Below are 21,332 nucleotides of genomic sequence, written 5' to 3' on the forward strand. Positions count from 1 at the left end.
CGTTACGCCCAAACTTGATCGGGATCGGGCAGCGGGATCGCAGACAGCAGCTCTTGCGTGTAGGGCGCAGTCGGCGCAGCGAACAGGTCCGCCGTGGCGGCGTTTTCAACGATCTCACCCTGATAGAGCACCAGAATGCGGCTGCACAGGCGGCGGATCACCGACAGATCGTGGCTGATGAAGGCCAGCGTCAGGCCCAGCTCGCGCACCAATTCTTCGAGCAGGTTCAGCACCTGCGCCTGACTGGAGACATCCAGCCCCGAGACGATCTCATCCGCGAGGATGAAATCGGGGCGCAGGGCGATGGCGCGGGCGATACCGACGCGCTGACGCTGCCCACCGGACAATTCATGCGGATAGCGGCTGGCAAAGCTGCGTGGCAGGCCCACCATATCCAGCGCCTCATTTACGCGGGCGTCGATCCCCTCCAACCCATGCAGGCGCAAGGGACCGGCGATGATCCCCCCCACCCGGCGGCGCGGGTTAAGCGAGGACAGGGGATCCTGAAAGATCATCTGGAACCGCCGCCGCAGGGGGCGCAGGGCCTCCTCTGACATATGGGTGATGTCTGTCCCCTCAAACGAAATCTGACCACTGTCCGGTTCAATCAACCGGATCAGCGCCCGCCCCAGCGTGGATTTGCCCGAGCCGGAGCCACCGACGATGCCCAAAACCTCACCCTTGGGGATCTGGAAGGTCAGCCCCTTGAGGATCTCGATCCGGGGCGCGGGACCCAGCAGTGGCTTGCGCGACATATCCGGAAAGCTGAGCCGCAGATCCTTCACATCATAGATCACATCACTCATGCCGAGCCCTCCATCTGTCGGTCAAAGGCCGCAACCTCTTCCTCCACCGCGCGGATCACCGCATCGGGGACCGGGGTCAGACTGCCGTCCGGATCGGTGTATTTCGGCGTCGCCGCCAATAAGGCCGCCGAATAGGGATGCCCCGGGTTGGCGAAGAAATCACGCACCTTGGTGTCCTCGACCACCTTGCCGGAGTAGAGCACGGTCATGGTCTGGCAGACCTTGGAGACCACGCCCAGATCATGGGTTACGAACAACAGCGCGGTGCCATGGCGTTGCTGCATGTCCGAGATCAGCCGCAGAATCTGCTTCTGCACGGTGACATCCAGCGCGGTCGTCGGCTCATCCGCGATGATCAGCTTCGGCTCTGCCGCAAAGGCGGAGGCGATGAGGATCCGCTGGCGCATACCGCCGGACAGCTCGTGCGGATAGGCGCGCATGACGCGGGCGGGATCGGGAATATGCACCTCTTCCAAAAGCTCCAGCGCCCGGGCCTCGGCGGCCTTGCGCGACCAGCCAAGGATATCCACCAGCCGGTTGGTGATCTGCGGCCCCACCCGGCGCGAAGGGTTCAGCGCGGTCAGCGGATCCTGTGGGATCAGGGCGACCTTGGCGCCAATCCTCTGGCGGCGCGCGCGCGGTGACAGCTGGCCCAGATCCTCGCCTTCCAAGATGATCTGCCCGCCGGTGATTCCCAGCGCCTGCGGCAGGGTGCCCAGCACCGATTTGCCGATCATGGATTTGCCTGCGCCGCTTTCGCCGACAAGGGCGCGGGATTCACCCGCCGCCACATCGAGCGACACACGCCGCAAGATCGGCACATTGCCCCTGAGGCGCACGGTCAGGTCTTGAATGGACAGAAAGCTCATCGCAGCACCGGATCGAAATGGTCCTTCAGACCCTCGCCAAGCTGCGAGAAGCTGAGAACGGTGAAAAACAGGGCGACCAGCGGGAAGACCAGAACCCACCAGGCCTGATGGACCGAGGTGCGCCCCTCGGCGATCATCCCGCCCCAGGTGGGCGCATCGGTGGAGATCGACAGGTTCACAAAACTGAGGATCGCCTCGACGATGATCGCGATGCCCATCTCCAGCGTCAGCAGCGCCACGATGGTCGGCAGCACGTTGGGCAGGATTTCCGTCAGCGCGGTGCCGAACCGGGTGCGCCCCACAACCTGTGCCGAGGCGACGTAATCCATCTTGCCCTGGCTCATCGCTTCGGCCCGGATCACCCGGGCAAAACGGGTCCAGTCAATCACCACGATGGCGATGATAATCGAAGTCATGCCAGTGCCCAGAACCGCGATCAGCAAGATCGCGAACAGAACCGGCGGGAAGGCCATCCAGATGTCCACAAGGCGTGAGATCAACAGATCCGCCCAGCCGCCATAATAGCCAGCGATCAGCCCCAGCGTGGCCCCAATCAGACAGGTCAGCACCCCGGCGATCAGCGCGACGCTCAGCGCCAGACGGGCGCCGTGCAGAATGCGGCTCAGGACATCGCGGCCCAGGGAATCGGTACCCAGCCAGTAATTTGGATCGGCGCCCGTCTCCCAGAAGGGCGGCATTCGGCCTGCGAACAGATCCTGCGCCAGTGGGTCGTGCGGGCTGATCCAGGGCGCCAGCAGGGCTGCTAGCACCAGGAGGCTGATCCAGCCCCCGGACAGCCACAGGCGCAGGCCCGGTTTGCGGGTATGTGCTCGGGTATCACGCATGGCGGAGCCTCGGGTTCAGGGCGGCATAGGTCATGTCGACGACCAGATTGACCACGGTGAAAATCAGGGCGAACAGGATCACGATGCCCTGGATCAGTGGCAGATCGCGGTTGATCACCGCATCAATGGCCATGTTACCCAGCCCCTCGTAAGAAAACAGCCGCTCCACGATGACCGTGCCGCCAATCAGGAAGGTGAACTGCACGCCAACCAGAGTCAGCGTCGGCAGGATCGCATTGGGCAACGCCTCGCGGGTGATGATGCTGGTCTCGGCGTAGCCCTTGGTGCGCGCCAAGGTCACGTAATCCAGATGCATGGTTTCCTTCAGCGACTGTTTCAGCAGCTGCGAGATGATCGCCGCCAGCGGGATCGCCAGCGCCAGCGCGGGCATGAACATATGGGCGACGATATCGGCCCAGACATCGAACCTCAGTCGGATGAAACTTTCCCAGAGATAGAAATTCGACTGGAACTCGAACCCCAGCGAGGGCGACACCCGGCCCGAAATATGAAACAGCGGCCAAAGCACGCCAAACAGCAGGATCAGCACCAGCCCCCACAGGAAGTCGGGCACCGACAGGGCCATGCCCCCGGCCACATCGATCGCACCTTCGACGCGCGTGCCCCGGTAAAGCGTCGCGGTCAACGCCATGGTGCCGCCAAGGATTACCGCGATTACCAGCGCCATTACTGATAGTTCCAACGTGGCGGGCAGACGGCCCAGCACCAGTTCGGACACCGGCTGGCGCAGGGAAATCGAGGTTCCGAAATCCCCCTGAAGCACGCCAGAGGCCCAGATCAGGAATTGTTCGGGGATCGATTTGTCGAAACCGTAAAGCGCCTGAAGCCGCTGGATATCCGCATCGGTGGCCCCCGGCGGCAGCATCATGGCAATCGGATTGCCCGGCACCACGCGGATAACCACAAAGACGATGATCGCCACACCAACCAGCGTCACCATAGTGGCCGCCAGCCGCGCGATCATTCTGCGCAGGATCTGCATTGTCTACCTTCGTTCTATGAGGTCGTGAAAAAGGGCCGCGGGGCACCGGCACAATCAGACCGATGCCCCGCAACCAAGGGAGAGAGGGATCAGGCCCGTGTCATCAGATGCGGCAACAGCGCGCCCGAGGCATGCGGCACCACCTTCACCTGATCGCTGTGCAGGATCGGCTGAACATATTGCAGCAGCGGGATCACCAGCGCATTCTCGGCGATGAAACGGTCCACGTCCTTCCAGCCCGCAATCCGCTTGTCCTCGTCCGATTCACCCCAGAGCGGCAGGATCTTCTGCATAAGCTCCTCACCGTCCCAGACCGAATGCGGCGAGGGGCCGAACATGGCAAAGCCGGTCGAAGTGGTGGGATCACCAATCGAGTTGCCCCAGTTGTAGAAGGCCGCAGGCGCCAATGTATCCGCCGCGCGCAACTCGTAGTGTTTGGCAATCTCGTAGACTTCGATCTCGGCCTCGATACCGACCCGGCGCCACAGGCCAACGATGGCCTGGATGATCTCGTAATCCTTGGGTTTGAACCCGCGGGTGGTCTGGATAGTGAATTTCACCGGATTGTCGGGACCATAGCCAGAGGCCGCCAGCAGCTCCTTGGACTTCTCCGGATCATAGGCGACCTTGATCGTCTCGTCATAGCCCACGTAATCGGGCGTCTGCAGCGTGTCGATCGCCACGCCATAGCCGGACAGCAGCCGGTCGATGATCAGCTGTTTGTCGATGGCATGGGCCATGGCCATGCGCACGTTGGGATCGGTCATCACTTCGATATCGTTGATGAAGATCATGCCGATATCCGACACCGGCGCGGCGGTGCCCATGATGCCCGACTTTTCCTTCAGACGGTCGAATTCCTCATAGGGCATTTCCAGCGTCACATGGGCGTTGCCCGATTCCACCTCTGCCACGCGGCTGGCGGCATCGGTCACGAACTTGATGGTGACGGATTTGAATTCGGGCGCGCCGCCCCAGTAATTCTCGTTCGCCTTAAGGCGCACGAATGCGTTGCGCTCGAACTTTTCAACCATATAGGGACCGGTGCCCACAGGCGCGGCCTCAAAGCCATCGGCGCCGACTGCCTCGTAGTATTTCTTGGGCAGGATATAACCGGTCAGGAAGCTCATCCATTTGAAGATCGTCGGCTCATAGGCCAGCACGTCCGCGGTGACGCGGTTCCCCTCGATGGAGAAATTGCCGATCTTGCCCCAGATGAACTGGATCGGGTTGCCGGTCTCGGGGTTGCCCGCGCGTTCCAGCGACCAGACCACGTCCTCGGGGGTCAGGGGATCGCCATTGTGCCAGGTGACGCCTTCGCGCACATCCATCCAGACCTTTGTCTTGTCATCGTTCCAGCCATAATCGGTGATGATCCCCGAGCCGAAGGACAGATCCGGGTTCTGCGGAATGAACAGATCAAACACCGATTGATAGATGCCCTGGATCGTGGGGTTAACCGCCGAGGGACCGACGGTCGGGTCCCAGCTGGGCAGGTTGACGTTATAGGCGATCACCAGCTCTTCGATCCCGGCGGCAAAGCTGGGCAGGCTGGCCCCGGCAAGCGCCACGCTGGCGGCGGTGCTCTGAAGTAAAGTGCGTCTTGTCAATTTCATTTTGCTTTTCCCTGTTGGTTGGAAGGCCGACATGTTGTTGTGATTAGGTGCCGGCCAGTTTTTGCCCGAGGAGGTATCCCGCCCCGGCTCCGGTTCCCGCTCCGGGCCAGACAGCCGCCCCGGTGTGATAAAGATCACGGATCGGGGTGGAGCCATCCGCAAACCCGCGCAGGGGCCGGAACATGAAATGCTGGTTGAGCTGGTGACTGCCACAGACCTGATCCCCGCCCACAAGGTTGGGGTTATCGGCCTCCAGCATGGTGGGCGTCACGATATGCTGGCCAAGGATCTTTGCCCTTGTGCCGGGCGCATAGGTTTCAAGGATATCAAGCGCGCGCTCTGCCATGGGCTGCGCTGCCTCAGTCCAGTCGGTGGCGGTGATCTGTCCGGCGGCATCGCCCTTGATCTGACCGGGCACCATGCGCACCTGCAGCCAAAGCACATGCTTGCCCTCGGGCGCGCGGCTGGGGTCGATGACGGTGGGCTGGCCGCATACGATCACCGGCTCATCCGGCAACAGCCCCGCCTTGGCCTGCGCATAGGTGCGCGCCATCTGGTCAAGCTCGGGCGCCATATGCACATAGGCAAAGCGTTTCAGATCGTCCCCCGCCGCCCAGTCCGGCAGATCCTCCATCGCCAGATGGATCATCATGGTCCCCGGCGCATGGGCGAATTTCTCCATCCCGCGATCATACCGTTTGTCGGCTGTGCCCCCGGTCAGGCGCAGCATCGCGGCAGGGGCGACATTGGCGATCACTGCCCGTTTTGCCTGCACCTGTGTCCCGTCCGACAGCTCGATTCCCGTGGCGCGCCCGCCCGCGTGCAAAATCCGCGACACCTCGGCGCCGCAGGTCACCGATCCGCCGCGCGCCTCGATCATGGCGATCATGGCCTTGATGATGCCATCGGCGCCGCCCTGCCCCAGCACCATGCCAAACGCCTGGTTCACCTGGCCTTCTAAGTAAGGAAACAGCGCACCGCCCGCGATGTCCGGGGCAAAATCCAGATGCATGCCCCAGGCCGCCAGAAGGGCACGCACCTTTGACGATTCGAATGTCTCTTCCAGCCAGCTGCGCGGCGAAGAGGCCAGAAACTGCCCCAGATCCATCAGCCCGGCAGCGCCCATCTTGCGCCAGGATTTCCAGCCTAAAAATGCAAATGCACGTTTATTGATCGGACTGCCCAGCAAAGCGAACAAAGTTTCAGCACGCTCTGGAAACGCGGCGCTCAACGCCTCCCAGGCTTTTGCATCTGTGGCATTTTCAGCAGCGATTCGCGCCACATTGGCCGCAGTATCATTGCCGATACCCAACCAGGTCTGATCCGGAAAAACCGAGGCAAAACAATCCGCCGCAGGAGCAAAACCAAGCCCGTGCCCGGCCAGTTCCTCGGCATATTTCTGATGAAAGGCGGACCCTGCAAAGAGCGACAGATTCATCGCGGCCCAGTCATGGCGAAAGCCCGGAAGCGTATATTCCCCGGTTTTTACTGCCCCGCCGGGCGTTTCGGCGCGCTCGTATACGGCCACACTCCAGCCCTTTGCCGCCAGATGCGCAGCACAGGCCAAAGAGTTGTGACCGCTTCCGATAATAACTGCGTCCGGCGCCGCTGACATGGGCAGATTCCTTTATCCTTTACATATTGATATTTGCAAATGCATGTAATTATGTCTAGCATGGATTTGTCATCGCAAAAAGCGGCACCTTCAGACCGCGCACAACACGGGAGGCGATAATGACCGCAACAACCGCATTGGACGGGCTTGGCGCCAAGCTTTTGACCGGGGAAATCGAAGTGGTGGACTGCACCGGGGTTCTGGGGCCGAACACTCCGATCCTGCAGCTGCCGGAAGATTTCGCGAAAAACACACCCAAGGTCGAAATCCACAAGATCAGCGAATACGACGAAGACGGCCCCTTCTTTGCCTGGAACTGGATGAAGCTGGGCGAACACACCGGCACCCACTTTGATGCGCCGCATCACTGGATCACCGGCAAGGATTTCGAAGAAGGCTACACCGATACGCTGGACGTGCAGCGCCTGATCGCGCCGGTGAACGTGCTGGACTTCTCCAAGGAATGCGGCGAGGATTCCGACTTCCTGCTGACCATCGACCACGTGAAGGCCTGGGAGGCCGAGCACGGCGAGATCAAGGCCGGTGAATGGGTCGTCCTGCGCAGCGACTGGGATCAATACGCCGACGACGAGGCCAAGTTCCTCAACGCTGACGAAACCGGCCCGCATACTCCCGGACCGACCGCCGAGGTGATCCAGTATCTGGTCGACAAGGGCATCGTCGGCTGGGGCAGCCAGTGCATCGGCACCGACGCGGGCATGGCCGGTGGCATGACCCCGCCGTTCCCGGCGCATAACCTGCTGCACGCCAACAACCGCTTTGGTCTGGCCTCGCTGGCCAATCTGGACAAGCTGCCCGCCAAGGGCGCCATCCTGATCGCCGCACCGCTGAAGATCCAGCGCGGCACCGGCAGCCCGATCCGCGCGCTGGCGTTGGTCCCCAAGGGATAAGAGCAGATGGCCGCCGCCCCTCACATCATCATCGGCACCGGGATCAATTCACTGGTCGCCGCCGCGCTGTTGTCCCGCAAGGGCAAACCGGTTCTGATGCTCGAACGCTCGGACCGCATCGGAGGCTGCCTGCGCACCGATGAGATCACGCTGCCCGGGTATTCCCATGATGTGATGGCGGCGACCTTCGTCCTGTTCCTCACCTCGCCCGCCTATGCAGAACTGGCGGGCGATCTGGCGGAACATGGGCTTGAATTCTGTCACACGGACCGTCCCACGGCGGTCCTGCGCCCCGATGGCCGCGCCACCGTGCTGACCATGGACCGCGCCGCCAATATCGCTGCCTTTGACGCGCTCAGCCCCGGCGACGGGGCGCAACATGGCCGCGACGTGGGCGGCATCGAAGCCGACGCCGACTTCCTTTTTGCCTTGCTGGGCGGGCCGCTCTGGTCTGCTGGAACCGCGAAACTGCTGGCAAAACAGGCCTGGAAACGCGGCCTTAACGGGCTCAAATCCTGGGTCGGCGCAGCGCTGCAACCGGCGCGCGGCTGGCTGGAGGCCTCGTACGGATCCGAAGACATGCAGGCGCTTTGGGCGCCTTGGGTCCTGCATTGCGGTCTCACCCCCGAAAGCACCTATTCCGGGCAGATGGGCCGCGTCATTGCCTTTGCGCTAGAGGCCGCCGGGGCGCCGGTGGTCAAAGGTGGCGCCGGGGCTGCCGCCGAAGCCTTTGAACGGCTGATCACCGCCAATGGCGGCGAGATCCGTACCGGCACCGATGTGACGCGTATCCTTACCGAAAACGGCCGCGCCACCGGTGTCGAAACCGCCGACGGGGAAGTCATCCGCGGCGCCTCGGTCATCGCTTCGGTCACGCCGTCGCAACTCTATGGCCGCCTGCTGCCGCAGGAAACGGCGCCGGAGGCCGCGAAGAACTACCGCCATGGGCGTGGCAATTTCCAGCTGCACTATGCGCTGGATGCCGTCCCTGAATGGCTGAGCGAGGGGTTGGAAGACGTCGCCCTGATCCACCTTTCGGACGGGGTCGACAGCGTTTCGAAATCCGCCAACGAGGCCGAACGCGGCATGCTGCCGGAAACGCCCACGATCTGCGTGGGCCAGCCCCACCGCATGGATCCCAGCCGATGCCCCGATGGCAAGGCAATCCTGTGGCTGCAGATCCCCGACGCCCCCCGCGTTATCAAAGGCGACGCCGCAAAAGAGATCGACAGCGGGCCGGAGTGGGATGAACCGACCCGCGAAGCCTTTGCCGACCGGATCGAGGCGATCCTGTCCCGTCACATCAAGGATTTCGACAAGATCAAACTGGCCCGCCGCGCTTACTCCCCTGCCGATCTTCAGGATCTGAACATGAATCTGGTGGGCGGCGATCCCTATGGCGGATCCTGCACGCTGGACCAGTTCTTTGTCTGGCGCCCCTTCCCGCAATCGGTCAATAACGCCACCGCAGTGAAGGACCTGCATCTGATTGGGGCCGCGACCCACCCCGGCCCCGGTCTGGGCGGAGGGTCCGGCTACAACCTTGCAAAAAGGATGGGCGCATGAGCACGGACGACACCACCACGGCCACGGCAGACCAACCGGAGGCGGACACACCGCTGCCCCGTCTGGGTGAAATCGGGCTGGAAAACTTCCCCCCCTACCTGATGAACCGCATCATGGGCCGCTACAACGCGTCCTTGCGCGAAGAGATGGCGGCGCTCGGCCTCAACACGGCCAAGATGCGCGCCCTCGCCGTACTGTCGGTGCTCGACGGGCTGCTGATCCGTGAACTCGCCGTCTATGCGGTGGTCGAACAATCCACGCTCAGCCGGTCGCTGGACAAGCTGGAACAGGACGAGCTGATCATCCGCCGTCCCGACCCCGACGACAGCCGCGCCACCCGGATCTTCATGGCCCCCAAGGGCCGAGAGACGCAGGAAAAGCTCTGGCCGCATATCGCCGAAGCCTATGCCCAGATGTTCACCGGCATCAGTGTCGAAGAGCAGCGTCAGTTCGTGACCACCCTGCAAACCATCCTGCGCAACGTGCGCGTACACCAGATTTAACCTGACCGTCTTCCACGACGGTCCCCCAGAACGATATCCAAGGAGGCGCCAATGGCCGAAAGGTCGTTCAAGGCAGAAGTAGAGCACCTGCGCAAAGGTGCCGGGACCAGCTTTACCGGCGAAGGCATTCTGGCCATCACAAAGGCCCTGCTGGAAAACGGAGTCGGCTATGTCGGCGGTTATCAGGGCGCGCCGATCTCGCACCTGATGGACGTGCTGGCCGATGCCGAGGACCTGCTCGGCGAACTCGGCGTGCGCTACGAGGCAAACGCCTCCGAAGCGGCGGCAGCGGCGATGCTGGCGGCCTCGGTCCATTATCCCATCCGCGGCGCGGTTACCTTCAAGGGATCGGTCGGGGTCAACGTGGCCTCGGATGCGCTGGCCAACCTCGCCTCCTCGGGCGTCACCGGCGGCGCCCTTGTGGTGGTGGGCGAAGACTACGGCGAAGGCTCCTCGATCATGCAGGAGCGGTCTTATGCCTTTGCGATGAAATCGCAGTTCTGGCTCTTGGACCCGCGCCCGAACCTGCCGTCGATCGTGAAATCCGTGGGCGATGGCTTTGGCCTGTCGGAGGCGTCGAACACGCCGGTGATGCTGATGGTGCGGATCCGATCCTGCCACGTGACTGGCACCTTTGAATGCCGCGACAACCAGAGGCCCGATCTGACCGTGCGCGATGCGCTGGCCAACCCGCAGCGGGATTTCTCCCGCGTTGTACTGCCGCCGATGTCTTATCAGCACGAACACGACAAGATCGACAACCGCTGGCCCGCTGCCGAGAAATACATCCTTGAAAACGGCCTCAACGAACGGTTCGGCCCGAAAGAGGGCAAGGTCGGGTTGATCTGTCTGGGCGGCATGTACAACAGCGTCATCCGCGCCCTGCAACGCCTTGGCCTTGCGGACCTGTCCGGCAATACCGACGTGCCGCTTTACGTGATGAACGTGACCTACCCGCTGGTGCAAAGCGACCTTCTCGATTTCTGCGAGGACAAAGACGCCGTCCTGATGATCGAGGAAGGCCAGCCCGAGTTCATCGAACAGCAGCTTGGCGCCATGCTTTACAAGGCAGGCAGCAGCACCAAGCTTGAAGGCAAGGGCACCTTCCCCAAGGCAGGCGAATATACCGGCCAGGTGATGAAGGACGGGATCGACGACTTCCTGCGCACCTATGCCGCGCATCTGTTGCCCGGGCAGATTTTGGCCCCGAACGAACCGGCGCCCGAAATTCCCGACCTCAGCCAGACCGTGCCGATCCGCCCGCCGGGGTTCTGCACCGGCTGCCCCGAGCGCCCCATCTTTGCCTCGATGAAACTGGTGGAGCAGGAGCTGGGCAAGCATCAGATCTCGGCCGATATCGGCTGTCACTTGTTTGCCGCCTTGCCGCCCTTCGAAATCGGCGGGCAGACCATGGGCTATGGCCTTGGTCCGGCCTCCAACGCGGCCTTTGATGGCGGCGGCGAGAAACGCGCGATCTCGATCCTGGGCGACGGGGGCTTCTGGCACAACGGCCTCAGCTCTTCGATCGGCAACATGGTGTTCAATAAATCGGACAGCGTCGCGATCATCGTCGACAACTACTATTCCGCAGCGACCGGCGGGCAGGACATCCCATCCAGCCGCGCCAAGAACCCCAGCAAGGCGACCAACAACCCGATCACCAAGGCGCTGGAGGGTGCTGGCGTCAAATGGATCCGGCAGATCGACCGCACCTATGATGTCACCCAGATGCGCGCCACCATCCGCGAGGCGCTGACCACCGATTACGACGGGCCAAAGGTGATCGTAGCCTCCTCGGAATGCATGCTGAACCGGCAGCGCCGGGAGAAACCCCAGCGCAATGCCGCGATCAAGGACGGTACCCGCGTCGAGGTGCCCCGCTTTGGCGTGGATGAGGATATCTGCACCGGCGATCACGCCTGTATCCGCCTGTCGGGCTGCCCCTCACTGTCGCTGAAGAAACTGGACGACCCGCTGCGCGACGATCCCGTCGCCCATATCGACCAGACCTGCGTCGGCTGCGGCAACTGCGGCGAGGTCGCTGATGCTGCGATCCTCTGCCCGTCCTTCTACGAGGCCCGCGTGGTGCATAACCCGACCGGTTTTGAACGCTGGACCGCAGGGTTGCGCAACCGGATGATTTCCTGGCTGCAGAACCGCCGCGCAGCGCGACGCCTGACCTTTTCCACCGACCTGAGCGAAGGAGCCGCGTGATGTCCATCGAACTGCCAATCGCATCGGGTGGAGACGCCACCCATCTGGACGGGGTGATCAAGGTCGCGATCCTCGCCGTCGGTGGACAGGGCGGCGGCGTCCTGACCAACTGGATCGAATCCCTGGCCCGCGCCGAAGGCTATTCCGCGCAGGCAACCAGCGTCGCGGGCGTGGCGCAACGTACCGGCGCCACCATCTATTACATCGAAATGGCGCCTGCATCGGTGGCAACACCTGTCTTCTCCCTCGCACCGGCGCAGGGCGACATCGACGTGATGATCGCCGCCGAAATGATGGAAGCTGGGCGCGCCATCATGCGCGGCTTTGTCACCCCGGATCGCACCACTCTGATCGCGTCGACCCACCGGGCGCTGGCAGTCTCTGAGAAAATGGTGCCGGGCGACGGCATGGCCGATGCCGCCGAAGTGCGCGCCGCCGCCGAAACCGCCGCGCGGCAGCTGGTAATGGCCGATATGGAGCAGGCCGCTGTCGGTGTCGGCTCGGTGATCTCCGCGTCGCTGTTCGGTGCACTGGCCGGATCCGGCGCTCTGCCCTTCAAACGCGCTGCCTTCGAGGATGCAATCCGGGCCGGGGGCAAGGGAGTCGAGGCCAGCCTGCGTGCCTTTGCCGCCGGTTATGATCTGGCCCAGGGCGGGAAAGAGACCCCGGCTGCAGCCGCCTCCACCCCCGCCGAAGCGCCGAAACCTGCGGGATCCGCCGGAAAGCTGCGGGCCTATGGCGCGCTGCTGGACCGGATCAATGCCCTGCCAGCTGCGGTGCAGGAACTGGCGCTGCCGGGCCTGCGCAAGGTTGTGGATTTTCAGGACATCGCCTATGGCGCCGAATATCTGGACCGGCTCGAAGGCATCCTGGGCCGCGACAGCGCTGACCGGGGGTATGTCCTGTCGCGCGAGGCCGCGAAATACATCGCCAATGCCATGGCCTATGACGATGTGATCCGGGTGGCGGATCTGAAAACCCGCGCCAGCCGGTTCGACCGGATCGAAGATCAGGTTGGCAGTGCTGACAAGCTGATGACCCTGACCGATTATCTACACCCGCGCGCCGAAGAGATCGCCGGTCTGCTGCCTGCGGGGCTTGGCGCCCGGATCGAGGCCAGCCCGGTCTGGATGAAACGTCTCGACCGGCTGTTCAACAAGGGCCGCCGCATCCGCACCGACCGCTTCCGTGGCTTTGCCCTGCTTTATGTGATGGGCGGCCTGCGCGGCTGGCGCCGCAAGAGCCGCCGCCACGCGCTGGAACAGGCGCATCTGGACGACTGGTTGAACCGCGCGATCAGCTATCTGCCCAGCAGCTATGACATGGCGGTGGAAGTGCTGCGCTGTCGGCGCCTGATCAAGGGCTATTCCGACACCCACACACGGGGCCTGTCGAAATTCGACCGGGTTCTGGACGGCGCGCGACTGGTCGAAACCCGCGACGACGGTCCCGAATGGGTCGCCCGCCTGCGCGAAGCGGCCCTGCAGGACGAAAAGGGCGAGGCTCTGGACGGCGCGCTGAAGACCATCCAAAGCTTTATCTGACCTCTTAAAGACAGAACCTCCCGCGCCCGAAGGATGCCGTGGCCGTGCCACGACAGCCTTTGCGGCCTTGGGGCCCGGGGGGGCGCGGCGCGGGGGGGCGCCGGGCGCCGGGGCGGCGGGCGGCAGCCCAAACACCCGCTCACCGCCGCCACCGCCCGCGCCCGCCGGAGGCGGGGGCGGGGCCCCGCCCGCCTGTGGGGCGTGGGGCCGGGCGCCGCGCAGGGCGCGGCGCCGGGCCCAACGGGAGGCAGCCTTTCACCAAAACGGCGAACGACGGGCGGGAGGACGCCGCATCGCCGACCCCGCATCGGATCATCCTACCCCTATCGACCTTCCAATGTGGCTGCGGCACCGATATGCAGGGAGCAACAGATCCCCTTGCAAGGATAGACAGCCGCGATGATCACCGCCCGCCTGCACGGCCGCCTTGGCAATCAGATGTTTCAATACGCCGCCGCCCGCGCGCTGGCCGAGCGCCTTGGCGTGGCTGTCGCTCTCGATAGCCGCGAAGCGGTGCGGCGCGGCGAAGGCGTGCTGACCCGGGTCTTTGATCTCGATCTGACCGACCCCGCACCACTGCCGCCGCTGAAAAAGGAAGCACCGCTGCGCTATGCCCTGTGGCGCGCCTTTGGCTCCGCTCCAACTTTCCGGCGCGAACGCGGCCTTGGCTACAACGCCGATTTTGCGACCTGGGGCGATGACAGCTATCTGCATGGCTACTGGCAAAGCGAGAAATACTTTGCCGCGATCGCCGACCGCATCCAGGCCGATTTCAGCTTCCCGGAGTTCACCAACACGCAGAACGCCGACATGGCCGCCCGTATCCAAGGTAGCAATGCCATCTCACTGCACGTGCGGCGCGGTGATTACGTGGCGCTTGCCGCCCATGTGCTTTGCGATCAGGCCTATTACGAAGCCGCCCTCGCCCGCGTTCTGGAGGGGCTGGAGGGTACGCCAACCGTCTTTGTCTTCTCCGACGATCCGGACTGGGCCAAGGAAAACCTGCCCCTGCCCTGCGAAAAGGTGGTGGTGGATTTCAACGGCCCGGACACCGATTTCGAGGACATGCGGCTGATGACCCTGTGCCAGCACAATATCATCGCCAACAGTTCATTTTCCTGGTGGGCGGCCTGGCTGAACCAGAACCCGGAGAAACGCGTCACCGGTCCGGCGCAGTGGTTCGGAGATCCGAAACTCCACAACCCCGATATCCTGCCGGATAGCTGGCACCGGATCGACGCCTGATCAGAAGGGCGCCTTGGCCCGGAACTTCATCGACTGCTCGCTGTCGGGGTGTTTGATCCGCAGCTCTTCGGAATGCAGCATCATGCGGGGGAAATCCCGCGCCGCGCCTTCGGCATACAGCGGATCGCCCAGAATGGCGTGCCCCAGCGACAGCATATGCACCCGCAACTGGTGCGACCGGCCCGTCTTGGGCGTCAGCCGCACACGAGTCTCCCCGTCGCCGTATTTCATCACCCGCCAGTCGGTCACCGCAGGTTTACCCGTCTCATGGCAGACCATCTGGCGCGGACGGTTCGGCCAGTCGACGATCAACGGCAGATCCACCGTGCCCGCCTTCGGCTCCAGCCGCCCGGTGACGCGGGCCACATAGACCTTGCGCGTGCTGCGTTTCTCGAACTGCATTGACAGGTGCCGCTGCGCATGGGGCGTCAGCGCAAAGACCATCACCCCCGAGGTATCGCGGTCCAGCCGATGCACAAGCAGCGCCTCGGGAAAGGCAAGCTGCACCCGCGCCAACAGGCAATCGGCGAGATGTTCACCCCGGCCCGGCACGCTCAGCAATCCCGCAGGTTTGTTCACCGCAAGGATCTGCGCATCATGATGCAGGATCTCCAGCGGGTCCTGCGGCGGGGTGTAATCGCTCGATACCGTCATGGCCGCCTGCCTACTGCCTTGCTGCCGCCGGAGCAAGTTCCCGCCACGTCCGTCTTGCCCGGCCCACCGCCGCAAGGGCAGGATCGCATCAACAAAGGGAGAGAGACCATGCATCCAACCATCACCCGCATGCAGGAGGTCGTCGCCAAGGGCGATGAGACGCTGATCGCAGAGCTTCTGTCCGAAGACGTGAAATTCCTGCCCCCCACCTATTGGAAAACCTGGACCGGCCGCGCGCCGGTGGCGGCGGTGCTGGGCCATGTGGGGCAAGTGTTCTCGGACTTCCGCTATCGCAGGATCATGGGAGAGGGCAACGACTGGGCGCTGGAGTTCCAGTGCAAGATCGGCGAATTCGACGCCGTGGGCGTAGATCTGATCACTCTGGGTGATGACGGGCTGATCGAGACCTTCGAGGTGGTCATGCGCCCCTATAAATCCGTCGGCGCCCTGCGCGATGCGATGAATGCACGGGTTCAGACCGATGCGCGCTTCCTGAAATTCCGTGAGGCACTCAGCTGAAATCCCCGATATTAGAGCCACATATTGGCAGATAACCCATGATCGCAGCCGACCAGATCCTGCGCCTGCCGCTGCTCCCGCTGTTGATTGCGCAGGGGCTGCGCGTCCGGCGCAAGGCGTTGCGGCTGCCAGAGCCAGAGGGGGACCGACAGGGAACTGCGGGATCCGGTGCGCCGCTGCGGCTGCTGATTGCGGGGGACAGTTCCGCCGCCGGTGTGGGCGCTGCGCATCAGGAGCAGGCGCTTACCGGGCAACTGGTGCAGCGGCTGGCGCCCCGGTGGCAGGTTCACTGGCGCCTTGAGGCCACCACCGGGCATCGCACGGCAGATACGTTGCAGCGCCTGAAGGCCCTGCCCGCGCAGCCCTTTGACGTAGTGGTTCTGGCGCTGGGGGTGAACGATGTGACCGGAGCCGTCCCGCAGGGGCGGTTTGAACGGCAGCAGCGCGATCTGGCGCGGCTTTTAACGGATCGCTTTGGCGTGCAAAGAACCCTCGTCTGCGGGGTGCCACAGATGGAGCATTTCCCCGCCCTGCCGCAGCCGCTTGCCTGGGCGCTGGGGTGTCAGGCACGGCGGTTGGATCGCAGGCTTGCAGACCTCTCCGGGCAGATCGACGGGTTTCACCATCTGCCGTTTGAATTGCCCAGTGACCCGGCGCTGGCCGCCGAGGATGGCTATCACCCGAACCCGCACGCCTATGCGCTTTGGGCGGACCGGCTGGCGAAAGAGATCGGAAACCCCTTGATCAGAACCTGATTCAGGTGACCTTCTGCACCTTCGGCTTGCGCCGCATCTGACGGATCAGGGGAATGGAATAGATCACCAGCGCCGCCCAGATCATCGGGAAGGCGATCATGCGGGCGTGGCCGAACTCCTCACCAAAGACAAAGACGGCGACCAGAAAGATCAGCGTCGGCGCGATATATTGCAGGATACCGATGGTCGATAGCCGCAGCAGCTTGGCACCATTGGCGTAGATGATCAGCGGCACCGCCGTCACCACGCCGCACCCCATCAGCAGCAGGCTTTGCCCCCAGCTGATGCCAAAGCTGCCCGTGCCTGTGGCGGTCAGATAGGACAGATAGGCCAGCGCGGGTACCGACAGGATCAGGACCTCCAGAAGGAACCCCTGATTGGGGCCGACCGGCAACCATTTCTTGAAGAAGGCATAAAACCCCCAGCTGAACGTCAGACCGACCGCAGCCCAGGGCAGGCTGCCGGTTTCCACGGTCAGAACCACAACCGCGGCCGCCGCCAAGGCGATCGCCAACATCTGAGTGCGACTCGGCCGCTCGCCCAACAAAAGGGCGCCCAATGCGACACTAAACAAGGGGTTTATGTAATATCCAAGTGCTGCATCCAGCGCGTGATCGGTGGCGATGGACCAGACATAGATGCCCCAGTTCACCGAAATCAGTACCGCCGTGATGCAGGCCATCAGCAGGGTGCGCGGGCTGCGCAGGGCCGCGCGCAGATCGCCGGTGCGGCGCAGAACGATCAGCAGCGCCCCCGCCAAAGGCACCGACCAGATCACCCGATGGGCCACCACCTCGGCCGCGGGGATGTGCGACACCGCCTTCATGTAGAGCGGCAGGAACCCCCACAGCAGATAGGCCGTAATGGCAAAGGCCAACCCCTGAGGGGTGTCGACGTTCTCGCGCGTATGGGTGGTCATGGCAGCTCTCCTACGCGGCCTTTATGGCAGCTTTGCAGGCGAAGGGAATGCCCAAAACGCACAGGAATTGATCACGAAACAGATCACGCCGCACCATCACCTGCATGGCTCGTCAGACCGGAATATGACAAATTAGCCCGTATTAGAGCCTGATTCAGACCTTCACCCGCTCCGATTTCGGGTCATACATCGGCTTTAAAGAAGCCTCTGCCTGCACCCGTGTCCCCATCACGTCGATCTCGTAAGAAGAGGCCAGAACCTCGGCAGCGCTTTCCCCTTCACTGGGCACATAGCCCATGCCGATGGCAGCACCCAACGTATGACCATAGGCACCCGAAGAGAGATAGCCGACGATCTCTCCATCGCGCAGCAGGGGTTCGTTGTGATAAAGCAGCGGTTCAGGGTCAGTCAGGCGGAATTGCAGCATCCGGGCCTTTGGGCCGCTCTCCTTGCGCGCGGCAACGGCCGCCTTGCCGATGAAATCTGACTTGTTCAGGTCCACTGCGAATCCCAGCCCCGCGTCGATCACGTGATCCTCACAGGTGATGTCATGGCCGAAGTGGCGAAAGCCCTTCTCGATCCGGCAACTGTCCATCATATGCATGCCGCAGAGCTTCAGATCCATGTCCCGCCCGGCATCCTGCAGCACCTCGAAAACGTGCCCTGCCATATCGGACGAAACATAGATCTCCCAGCCGAGTTCACCGACATAGGACACCCGATGCGCTCGGGCGAGCCCCATGCCGATCTCAATCTCCTGCGCGGTGCCAAAAGGGTTCACCGCGTTGCTGAAATCATTGGGAGAGACCTTCTGCAGCAACTCGCGCGAGCGTGGCCCCATGACCGCCAGGACGCCCTCCCCCGCGGTCACATCGGTAATGGTCACGCGGTAATCCCCGACCAGCCGCCGCATGCGGGTCTCATCCGCCAGCCGGGTCAGGGCAGGCGTCACAACAAGGTATACAGTTTCTGACAGGCGTGTGACTGTCACATCCGCCTCGATCCCGCCACGCGCGTTCAGGAACTGGGTATAGACGATCTTGCCCACCGGCACCGACATATTTGCCCCGCAGATTTGGTTCAGGAAGCTTTCCGCATCCGGTCCTTCCACACGGATTTTCCCGAAGGAGGACATATCGTACATGCCAACGTTTTCGCGCACCGCGCGGTGTTCGGCGGCGGAGTTCTGGAACCAGTTCTGCCGTTTCCAGCTATAGGCATAGTCGCGGTGCTGCCCCGCCTCGGCAAACCAGTTGGCGCGCTCCCAGCCCGCCAGTTCGCCAAAGACCGCGCCCGCCTCGGCAAGCTGGTAATGGAAGGGAGACCGCCGCACCCCGCGCGCGGTTGCCTTTTGCCGGTAGGGGAAGTGATCGGCATAAAGCAGGCCCAGCGTTTCCTTGGAGCGTTCGAACAGGTAGTGTTTGTTGCCCTGAAAGGGATGCATGCGGGTGATATCCACATCGCCCAGGTCAAAGGACTTTTCGCCATCCTGCATCCATTGCGCCAGCGCCATGCCCGCGCCACCCGCCGACTGGATCCCGATCGAATTGAACCCCGCAGCGACCCAGACGTTGTCCATCTCGGGCGCCAGTCCCAGGTGATAGGCATCGTCGGGCGTAAAGCTTTCGGGCCCGTTGAAGAAGGTATGAATCCCGGCATCGGCCAGCATCGGCATCCGGTTGCAGGCGGCCTCCAGGATGGGCTCGAAGTGATCGAAATCCTCGGGCAGCTGGTCGAATTCGAAACTGTCGGGAATGCCCTTCATCCCCCAGGGTTTCGCCTTGGGTTCAAAGGCGCCCAGCATGATCTTGCCCGCGTCTTCCTTGTAATAGGCGCATTCATCCGGCACCCGCAGCACCGGCATCTGGCTGAGCCCCTGGATCGGTTCCGAGACGATGTAGAAATGCTCGCAGGCATGCAGCGGTACGTTGACGCCCGCCATACGGCCCACCTCATGCCCCCACATGCCAGCGCAGTTCACCACCATGTCACAAGCGATATGCCCTGTATCAGAGCCTGAATCGGAGACCCAATCGACCCCCGTCACCCGGCGTCCTTCGCGGGCAATGCCGGTGACCTTGATCCTCTCCTTGACCAGCGCACCGCGCTGGCGGGCACCCTTGGCCAGGGCGAGCGCGATATTCCCCGGATCCGCCTGACCGTCGGTCGGCAGCCAGACACCGCCGGTGACGCCATCGAGGTTGATATGGTCGTAGCGCGCTTTCACTTCGGTCGGGGAGAGCTCCTCGACCAGCACGCCAAAGGCACGCGCCATGGCGGCATTTCGGTACAGCTCCTCCAGCCGTTCATCGGTCAGCGCGACCGAGACCGAACCCACCTGCCGCATACCGGTGGCAACGCCGGTTTCTTCCTCCAGCCCGAGGTACAGATCGGCGGAATAGCGCGCCAGCTTCGTCATGTTGGAGGATGCCCGCAACTGCCCGATCAGCCCGGCCGCATGCCATGTGGTGCCAGAGGTCAGCTGTTTGCGCTCCAGCAGGACCACATCCTGCCAGCCGAGTTTCGTCAGGTGATAGGCCACCGAACAGCCCACCACGCCGCCGCCGATGATGACCACGCGGGCCGACTTTGGAAGATCGCTCATCTCATGCTCTCCGAACCGATTTACGGATCAGAGTGGCACAGACTTGCGTCAGAAAATGCATCAAAAACGTCAAACGCGGGAATGTCTTATCCCCGACCCGTTTTTTCAAACCGGCGTTGGCGCCCCAGAATGCGCACTGTGGACGGTTTCAGACACCGGGCGGGTGCAGCGCTGTTTGCGCAGGGCAAAGGGGGTGATTCCAAAGACGGATTTGTAGAGCGAGGAAAACCCGTTGGGAAATCCGCAGGCCAAGCCAATCTCACGCACGCTGAGCGTGGTGTTCAGCAGCAGGTTGTTCGCCTTGCTGAGCCGCATTTCCCGGTAGAACCCGTTTGGCGTGGTGCCGAAAAACGTCCGGAACTTGCGCTCTAGCGAGCGGTTGGACAGGCCCAGTTCGGTGACGATACTGCGGATCGGCATCGGCTCTTCGATATTGGCCTGCATCAGGCGGATGCAATCGTCCAGATCCCGGTCGCCTGACGTGGTCGGCGCATGACCCGCAAAGGGTTGCAGCGAGGCAAAATCGCGGATGTGGTCGTGCAGCAGGATATTGGCCACCGTGACCTGCGCCGCCGCCGAGGTCAGCTGCCCAACAAGGGCCAGAACCACATCGGTGGTGGCGCCCATGCCGGCACAGGTCACCACCAGACCATCCTGACGGGCCAACGCATGGGCACCAAGATCCAGCCCAAGCTGTTCACGCAGCAGGTCCGAGTTCTCCCAATGGGTGGTATGCGCCCCTGCTCCTCCGGACTGGCTGCGGATATGGCGGGCGGCGGCCTCGGCCAGCAGATAGACCTGCGCGCCGCGGCTGGTGTAGCTTTGGATCACCCGGCCCAGCGACAGGCCCGGATGTGCCGGATCGGAATTGCCAAGGACAAAGGCAAAATCGGCCTCTGGCTTTGCGGCGAAACACTGGGTGTCAACGCTCAACCCCGAGCGGCAGCTGATCTGCCCGCCAGAGGCAGAGCGCACCGTCCAGTCGAACAGAGGGCGCGCCAGCACCCGATTGGTAATGCGCAGCGTGTCGGTGACTGCGGCCATTTCCGTCAGTACGAACCCATCGCAGACGAGAATGTCGAAATGCCAGCCTTGCGAGGCCTCTTTCAGATCCGAACCCTTCTGATCCACTCCGTGTACCCT

At 63.0% G+C, this 21,332-nt stretch carries 18 protein-coding genes; 8 read left to right on the plus strand and 10 right to left on the minus strand.

Features of this window, described 5'->3' with window-relative positions:
• Positions 1 to 2: 2 nt before the first annotated feature.
• The 6 genes from SM764_RS08630 to SM764_RS08655 all read right to left on the minus strand — a co-directional run bounded on the left by SM764_RS08630 (position 3) and on the right by SM764_RS08655 (position 6,754).
• On the minus strand, positions 3 to 806 hold the full coding sequence (locus SM764_RS08630; RefSeq protein ID WP_274833060.1) for an ATP-binding cassette domain-containing protein: 804 nt from the start codon (positions 804 to 806) through the stop codon (positions 3 to 5).
• Positions 803 to 1,675, minus strand: coding sequence for an ABC transporter ATP-binding protein (locus SM764_RS08635; RefSeq protein WP_274835273.1), 873 nt, complete (start codon positions 1,673 to 1,675; stop codon positions 803 to 805). Before SM764_RS08635 ends, SM764_RS08630 begins: the two co-directional genes overlap by 4 nt.
• On the minus strand, positions 1,672 to 2,520 hold the full coding sequence (locus SM764_RS08640) for an ABC transporter permease (RefSeq protein ID WP_368947585.1): 849 nt from the start codon (positions 2,518 to 2,520) through the stop codon (positions 1,672 to 1,674). The genes SM764_RS08635 and SM764_RS08640 overlap by 4 nt, the downstream gene beginning before the upstream one ends.
• On the minus strand, positions 2,513 to 3,523 hold the full coding sequence (locus SM764_RS08645; RefSeq protein WP_274829859.1) for an ABC transporter permease: 1,011 nt from the start codon (positions 3,521 to 3,523) through the stop codon (positions 2,513 to 2,515). The genes SM764_RS08640 and SM764_RS08645 overlap by 8 nt, the downstream gene beginning before the upstream one ends.
• An 89-nt stretch (positions 3,524 to 3,612) precedes the next feature.
• Positions 3,613 to 5,139 (minus strand): ABC transporter substrate-binding protein, encoded by a 1,527-nt coding sequence (locus SM764_RS08650; protein ID WP_369001531.1) that lies wholly within the window; start codon positions 5,137 to 5,139, stop codon positions 3,613 to 3,615.
• A gap of 43 nt (positions 5,140 to 5,182) precedes the next feature.
• A complete protein-coding gene (locus tag SM764_RS08655; protein ID WP_369001533.1) occupies positions 5,183 to 6,754 on the minus strand; it encodes a phytoene desaturase family protein in 1,572 nt (523 codons plus the stop codon).
• A gap of 119 nt (positions 6,755 to 6,873) precedes the next feature.
• On the opposite strand from SM764_RS08655, the gene SM764_RS08660 reads away from it, so the two are divergent.
• From SM764_RS08660 to SM764_RS08685, 6 genes are all read left to right on the plus strand, one after another.
• Positions 6,874 to 7,665 (plus strand): cyclase family protein, encoded by a 792-nt coding sequence (locus SM764_RS08660; protein ID WP_065271831.1) that lies wholly within the window; start codon positions 6,874 to 6,876, stop codon positions 7,663 to 7,665.
• 6 nt (positions 7,666 to 7,671) lie between these two features.
• Positions 7,672 to 9,231 (plus strand): phytoene desaturase family protein, encoded by a 1,560-nt coding sequence (locus SM764_RS08665; protein WP_369001534.1) that lies wholly within the window; start codon positions 7,672 to 7,674, stop codon positions 9,229 to 9,231.
• Complete coding sequence (locus tag SM764_RS08670) at positions 9,228 to 9,734, plus strand: MarR family winged helix-turn-helix transcriptional regulator (protein WP_369001535.1); 507 nt, start codon at positions 9,228 to 9,230, stop codon at positions 9,732 to 9,734. Before SM764_RS08665 ends, SM764_RS08670 begins: the two co-directional genes overlap by 4 nt.
• Before the next feature lie 51 nt (positions 9,735 to 9,785).
• Entirely contained in the window at positions 9,786 to 11,948 is a 2,163-nt protein-coding gene (locus SM764_RS08675) for a thiamine pyrophosphate-dependent enzyme (RefSeq protein WP_369001536.1), read from the plus strand.
• On the plus strand, positions 11,948 to 13,492 hold the full coding sequence (locus SM764_RS08680; protein WP_369001537.1) for an indolepyruvate oxidoreductase subunit beta family protein: 1,545 nt from the start codon (positions 11,948 to 11,950) through the stop codon (positions 13,490 to 13,492). Before SM764_RS08675 ends, SM764_RS08680 begins: the two co-directional genes overlap by 1 nt.
• Before the next feature lie 399 nt (positions 13,493 to 13,891).
• The gene (locus tag SM764_RS08685) at positions 13,892 to 14,737 is read left to right on the plus strand and encodes an alpha-1,2-fucosyltransferase (protein ID WP_368947590.1); all 846 of its coding nucleotides are present in this window, start codon (positions 13,892 to 13,894) and stop codon (positions 14,735 to 14,737) included.
• Here the strand turns inward: SM764_RS08685 and SM764_RS08690 are convergent, their stop codons facing one another.
• Entirely contained in the window at positions 14,738 to 15,391 is a 654-nt protein-coding gene (locus SM764_RS08690) for an RluA family pseudouridine synthase (RefSeq protein WP_368947591.1), read from the minus strand.
• Positions 15,392 to 15,499: 108 nt separating this feature from the next.
• Between SM764_RS08690 and SM764_RS08695 the strand changes: the two genes are divergently transcribed.
• Together SM764_RS08695 and SM764_RS08700 are read left to right on the plus strand one after the other, a co-directional pair.
• A complete protein-coding gene (locus SM764_RS08695; RefSeq protein ID WP_368947592.1) occupies positions 15,500 to 15,910 on the plus strand; it encodes a nuclear transport factor 2 family protein in 411 nt (136 codons plus the stop codon).
• Between the two features lie 38 nt (positions 15,911 to 15,948).
• Complete coding sequence (locus tag SM764_RS08700; RefSeq protein WP_369001538.1) at positions 15,949 to 16,665, plus strand: SGNH/GDSL hydrolase family protein; 717 nt, start codon at positions 15,949 to 15,951, stop codon at positions 16,663 to 16,665.
• A 1-nt stretch (position 16,666) separates the two neighbouring features.
• Here SM764_RS08700 and rarD read toward each other — a convergent pair whose 3' ends face one another.
• The 3 genes from rarD to SM764_RS08715 form a co-directional block, all read right to left on the minus strand.
• Positions 16,667 to 17,584 (minus strand): EamA family transporter RarD, encoded by a 918-nt coding sequence (gene rarD, locus SM764_RS08705; RefSeq protein WP_274835260.1) that lies wholly within the window; start codon positions 17,582 to 17,584, stop codon positions 16,667 to 16,669.
• Between the two features lie 154 nt (positions 17,585 to 17,738).
• Positions 17,739 to 20,189: a GcvT family protein gene (locus SM764_RS08710; RefSeq protein WP_369001539.1), complete on the minus strand. Its 2,451-nt coding sequence runs from the start codon at positions 20,187 to 20,189 to the stop codon at positions 17,739 to 17,741.
• 105 nt (positions 20,190 to 20,294) lie between these two features.
• Complete coding sequence (locus SM764_RS08715) at positions 20,295 to 21,233, minus strand: GlxA family transcriptional regulator (protein ID WP_369001664.1); 939 nt, start codon at positions 21,231 to 21,233, stop codon at positions 20,295 to 20,297.
• Positions 21,234 to 21,332 lie beyond the last annotated feature (99 nt).

The organism is Pseudophaeobacter sp. 1A16562 (assembly GCF_041008785.1).
GTDB lineage: Bacteria > Pseudomonadota > Alphaproteobacteria > Rhodobacterales > Rhodobacteraceae > Phycobacter > Phycobacter gallaeciensis_A.

Bases quoted from the DNA above. Each gene is read 5' to 3' on its own strand.
- SM764_RS08670 (WP_369001535.1), top strand. From the start codon at position 9,228: ATGAGCACGGACGACACCACCACGGCCACGGCAGACCAACCGGAGGCG.
- rarD (WP_274835260.1), bottom strand. From the start codon at position 17,584: ATGACCACCCATACGCGCGAGAACGTCGACACCCCTCAGGGGTTGGCC.
- SM764_RS08635 (WP_274835273.1), bottom strand. From the start codon at position 1,675: ATGAGCTTTCTGTCCATTCAAGACCTGACCGTGCGCCTCAGGGGCAAT.
- SM764_RS08685 (WP_368947590.1), top strand. From the start codon at position 13,892: ATGATCACCGCCCGCCTGCACGGCCGCCTTGGCAATCAGATGTTTCAA.
- SM764_RS08710 (WP_369001539.1), bottom strand. From the start codon at position 20,189: ATGAGCGATCTTCCAAAGTCGGCCCGCGTGGTCATCATCGGCGGCGGC.
- SM764_RS08680 (WP_369001537.1), top strand. From the start codon at position 11,948: ATGTCCATCGAACTGCCAATCGCATCGGGTGGAGACGCCACCCATCTG.
- SM764_RS08660 (WP_065271831.1), top strand. From the start codon at position 6,874: ATGACCGCAACAACCGCATTGGACGGGCTTGGCGCCAAGCTTTTGACC.
- SM764_RS08640 (WP_368947585.1), bottom strand. From the start codon at position 2,520: ATGCGTGATACCCGAGCACATACCCGCAAACCGGGCCTGCGCCTGTGG.
- SM764_RS08690 (WP_368947591.1), bottom strand. From the start codon at position 15,391: ATGACGGTATCGAGCGATTACACCCCGCCGCAGGACCCGCTGGAGATC.
- SM764_RS08655 (WP_369001533.1), bottom strand. From the start codon at position 6,754: ATGTCAGCGGCGCCGGACGCAGTTATTATCGGAAGCGGTCACAACTCT.
- SM764_RS08700 (WP_369001538.1), top strand. From the start codon at position 15,949: ATGATCGCAGCCGACCAGATCCTGCGCCTGCCGCTGCTCCCGCTGTTG.
- SM764_RS08665 (WP_369001534.1), top strand. From the start codon at position 7,672: ATGGCCGCCGCCCCTCACATCATCATCGGCACCGGGATCAATTCACTG.
- SM764_RS08675 (WP_369001536.1), top strand. From the start codon at position 9,786: ATGGCCGAAAGGTCGTTCAAGGCAGAAGTAGAGCACCTGCGCAAAGGT.
- SM764_RS08650 (WP_369001531.1), bottom strand. From the start codon at position 5,139: ATGAAATTGACAAGACGCACTTTACTTCAGAGCACCGCCGCCAGCGTG.
- SM764_RS08695 (WP_368947592.1), top strand. From the start codon at position 15,500: ATGCATCCAACCATCACCCGCATGCAGGAGGTCGTCGCCAAGGGCGAT.
- SM764_RS08630 (WP_274833060.1), bottom strand. From the start codon at position 806: ATGAGTGATGTGATCTATGATGTGAAGGATCTGCGGCTCAGCTTTCCG.
- SM764_RS08715 (WP_369001664.1), bottom strand. From the start codon at position 21,233: ATGGCCGCAGTCACCGACACGCTGCGCATTACCAATCGGGTGCTGGCG.
- SM764_RS08645 (WP_274829859.1), bottom strand. From the start codon at position 3,523: ATGCAGATCCTGCGCAGAATGATCGCGCGGCTGGCGGCCACTATGGTG.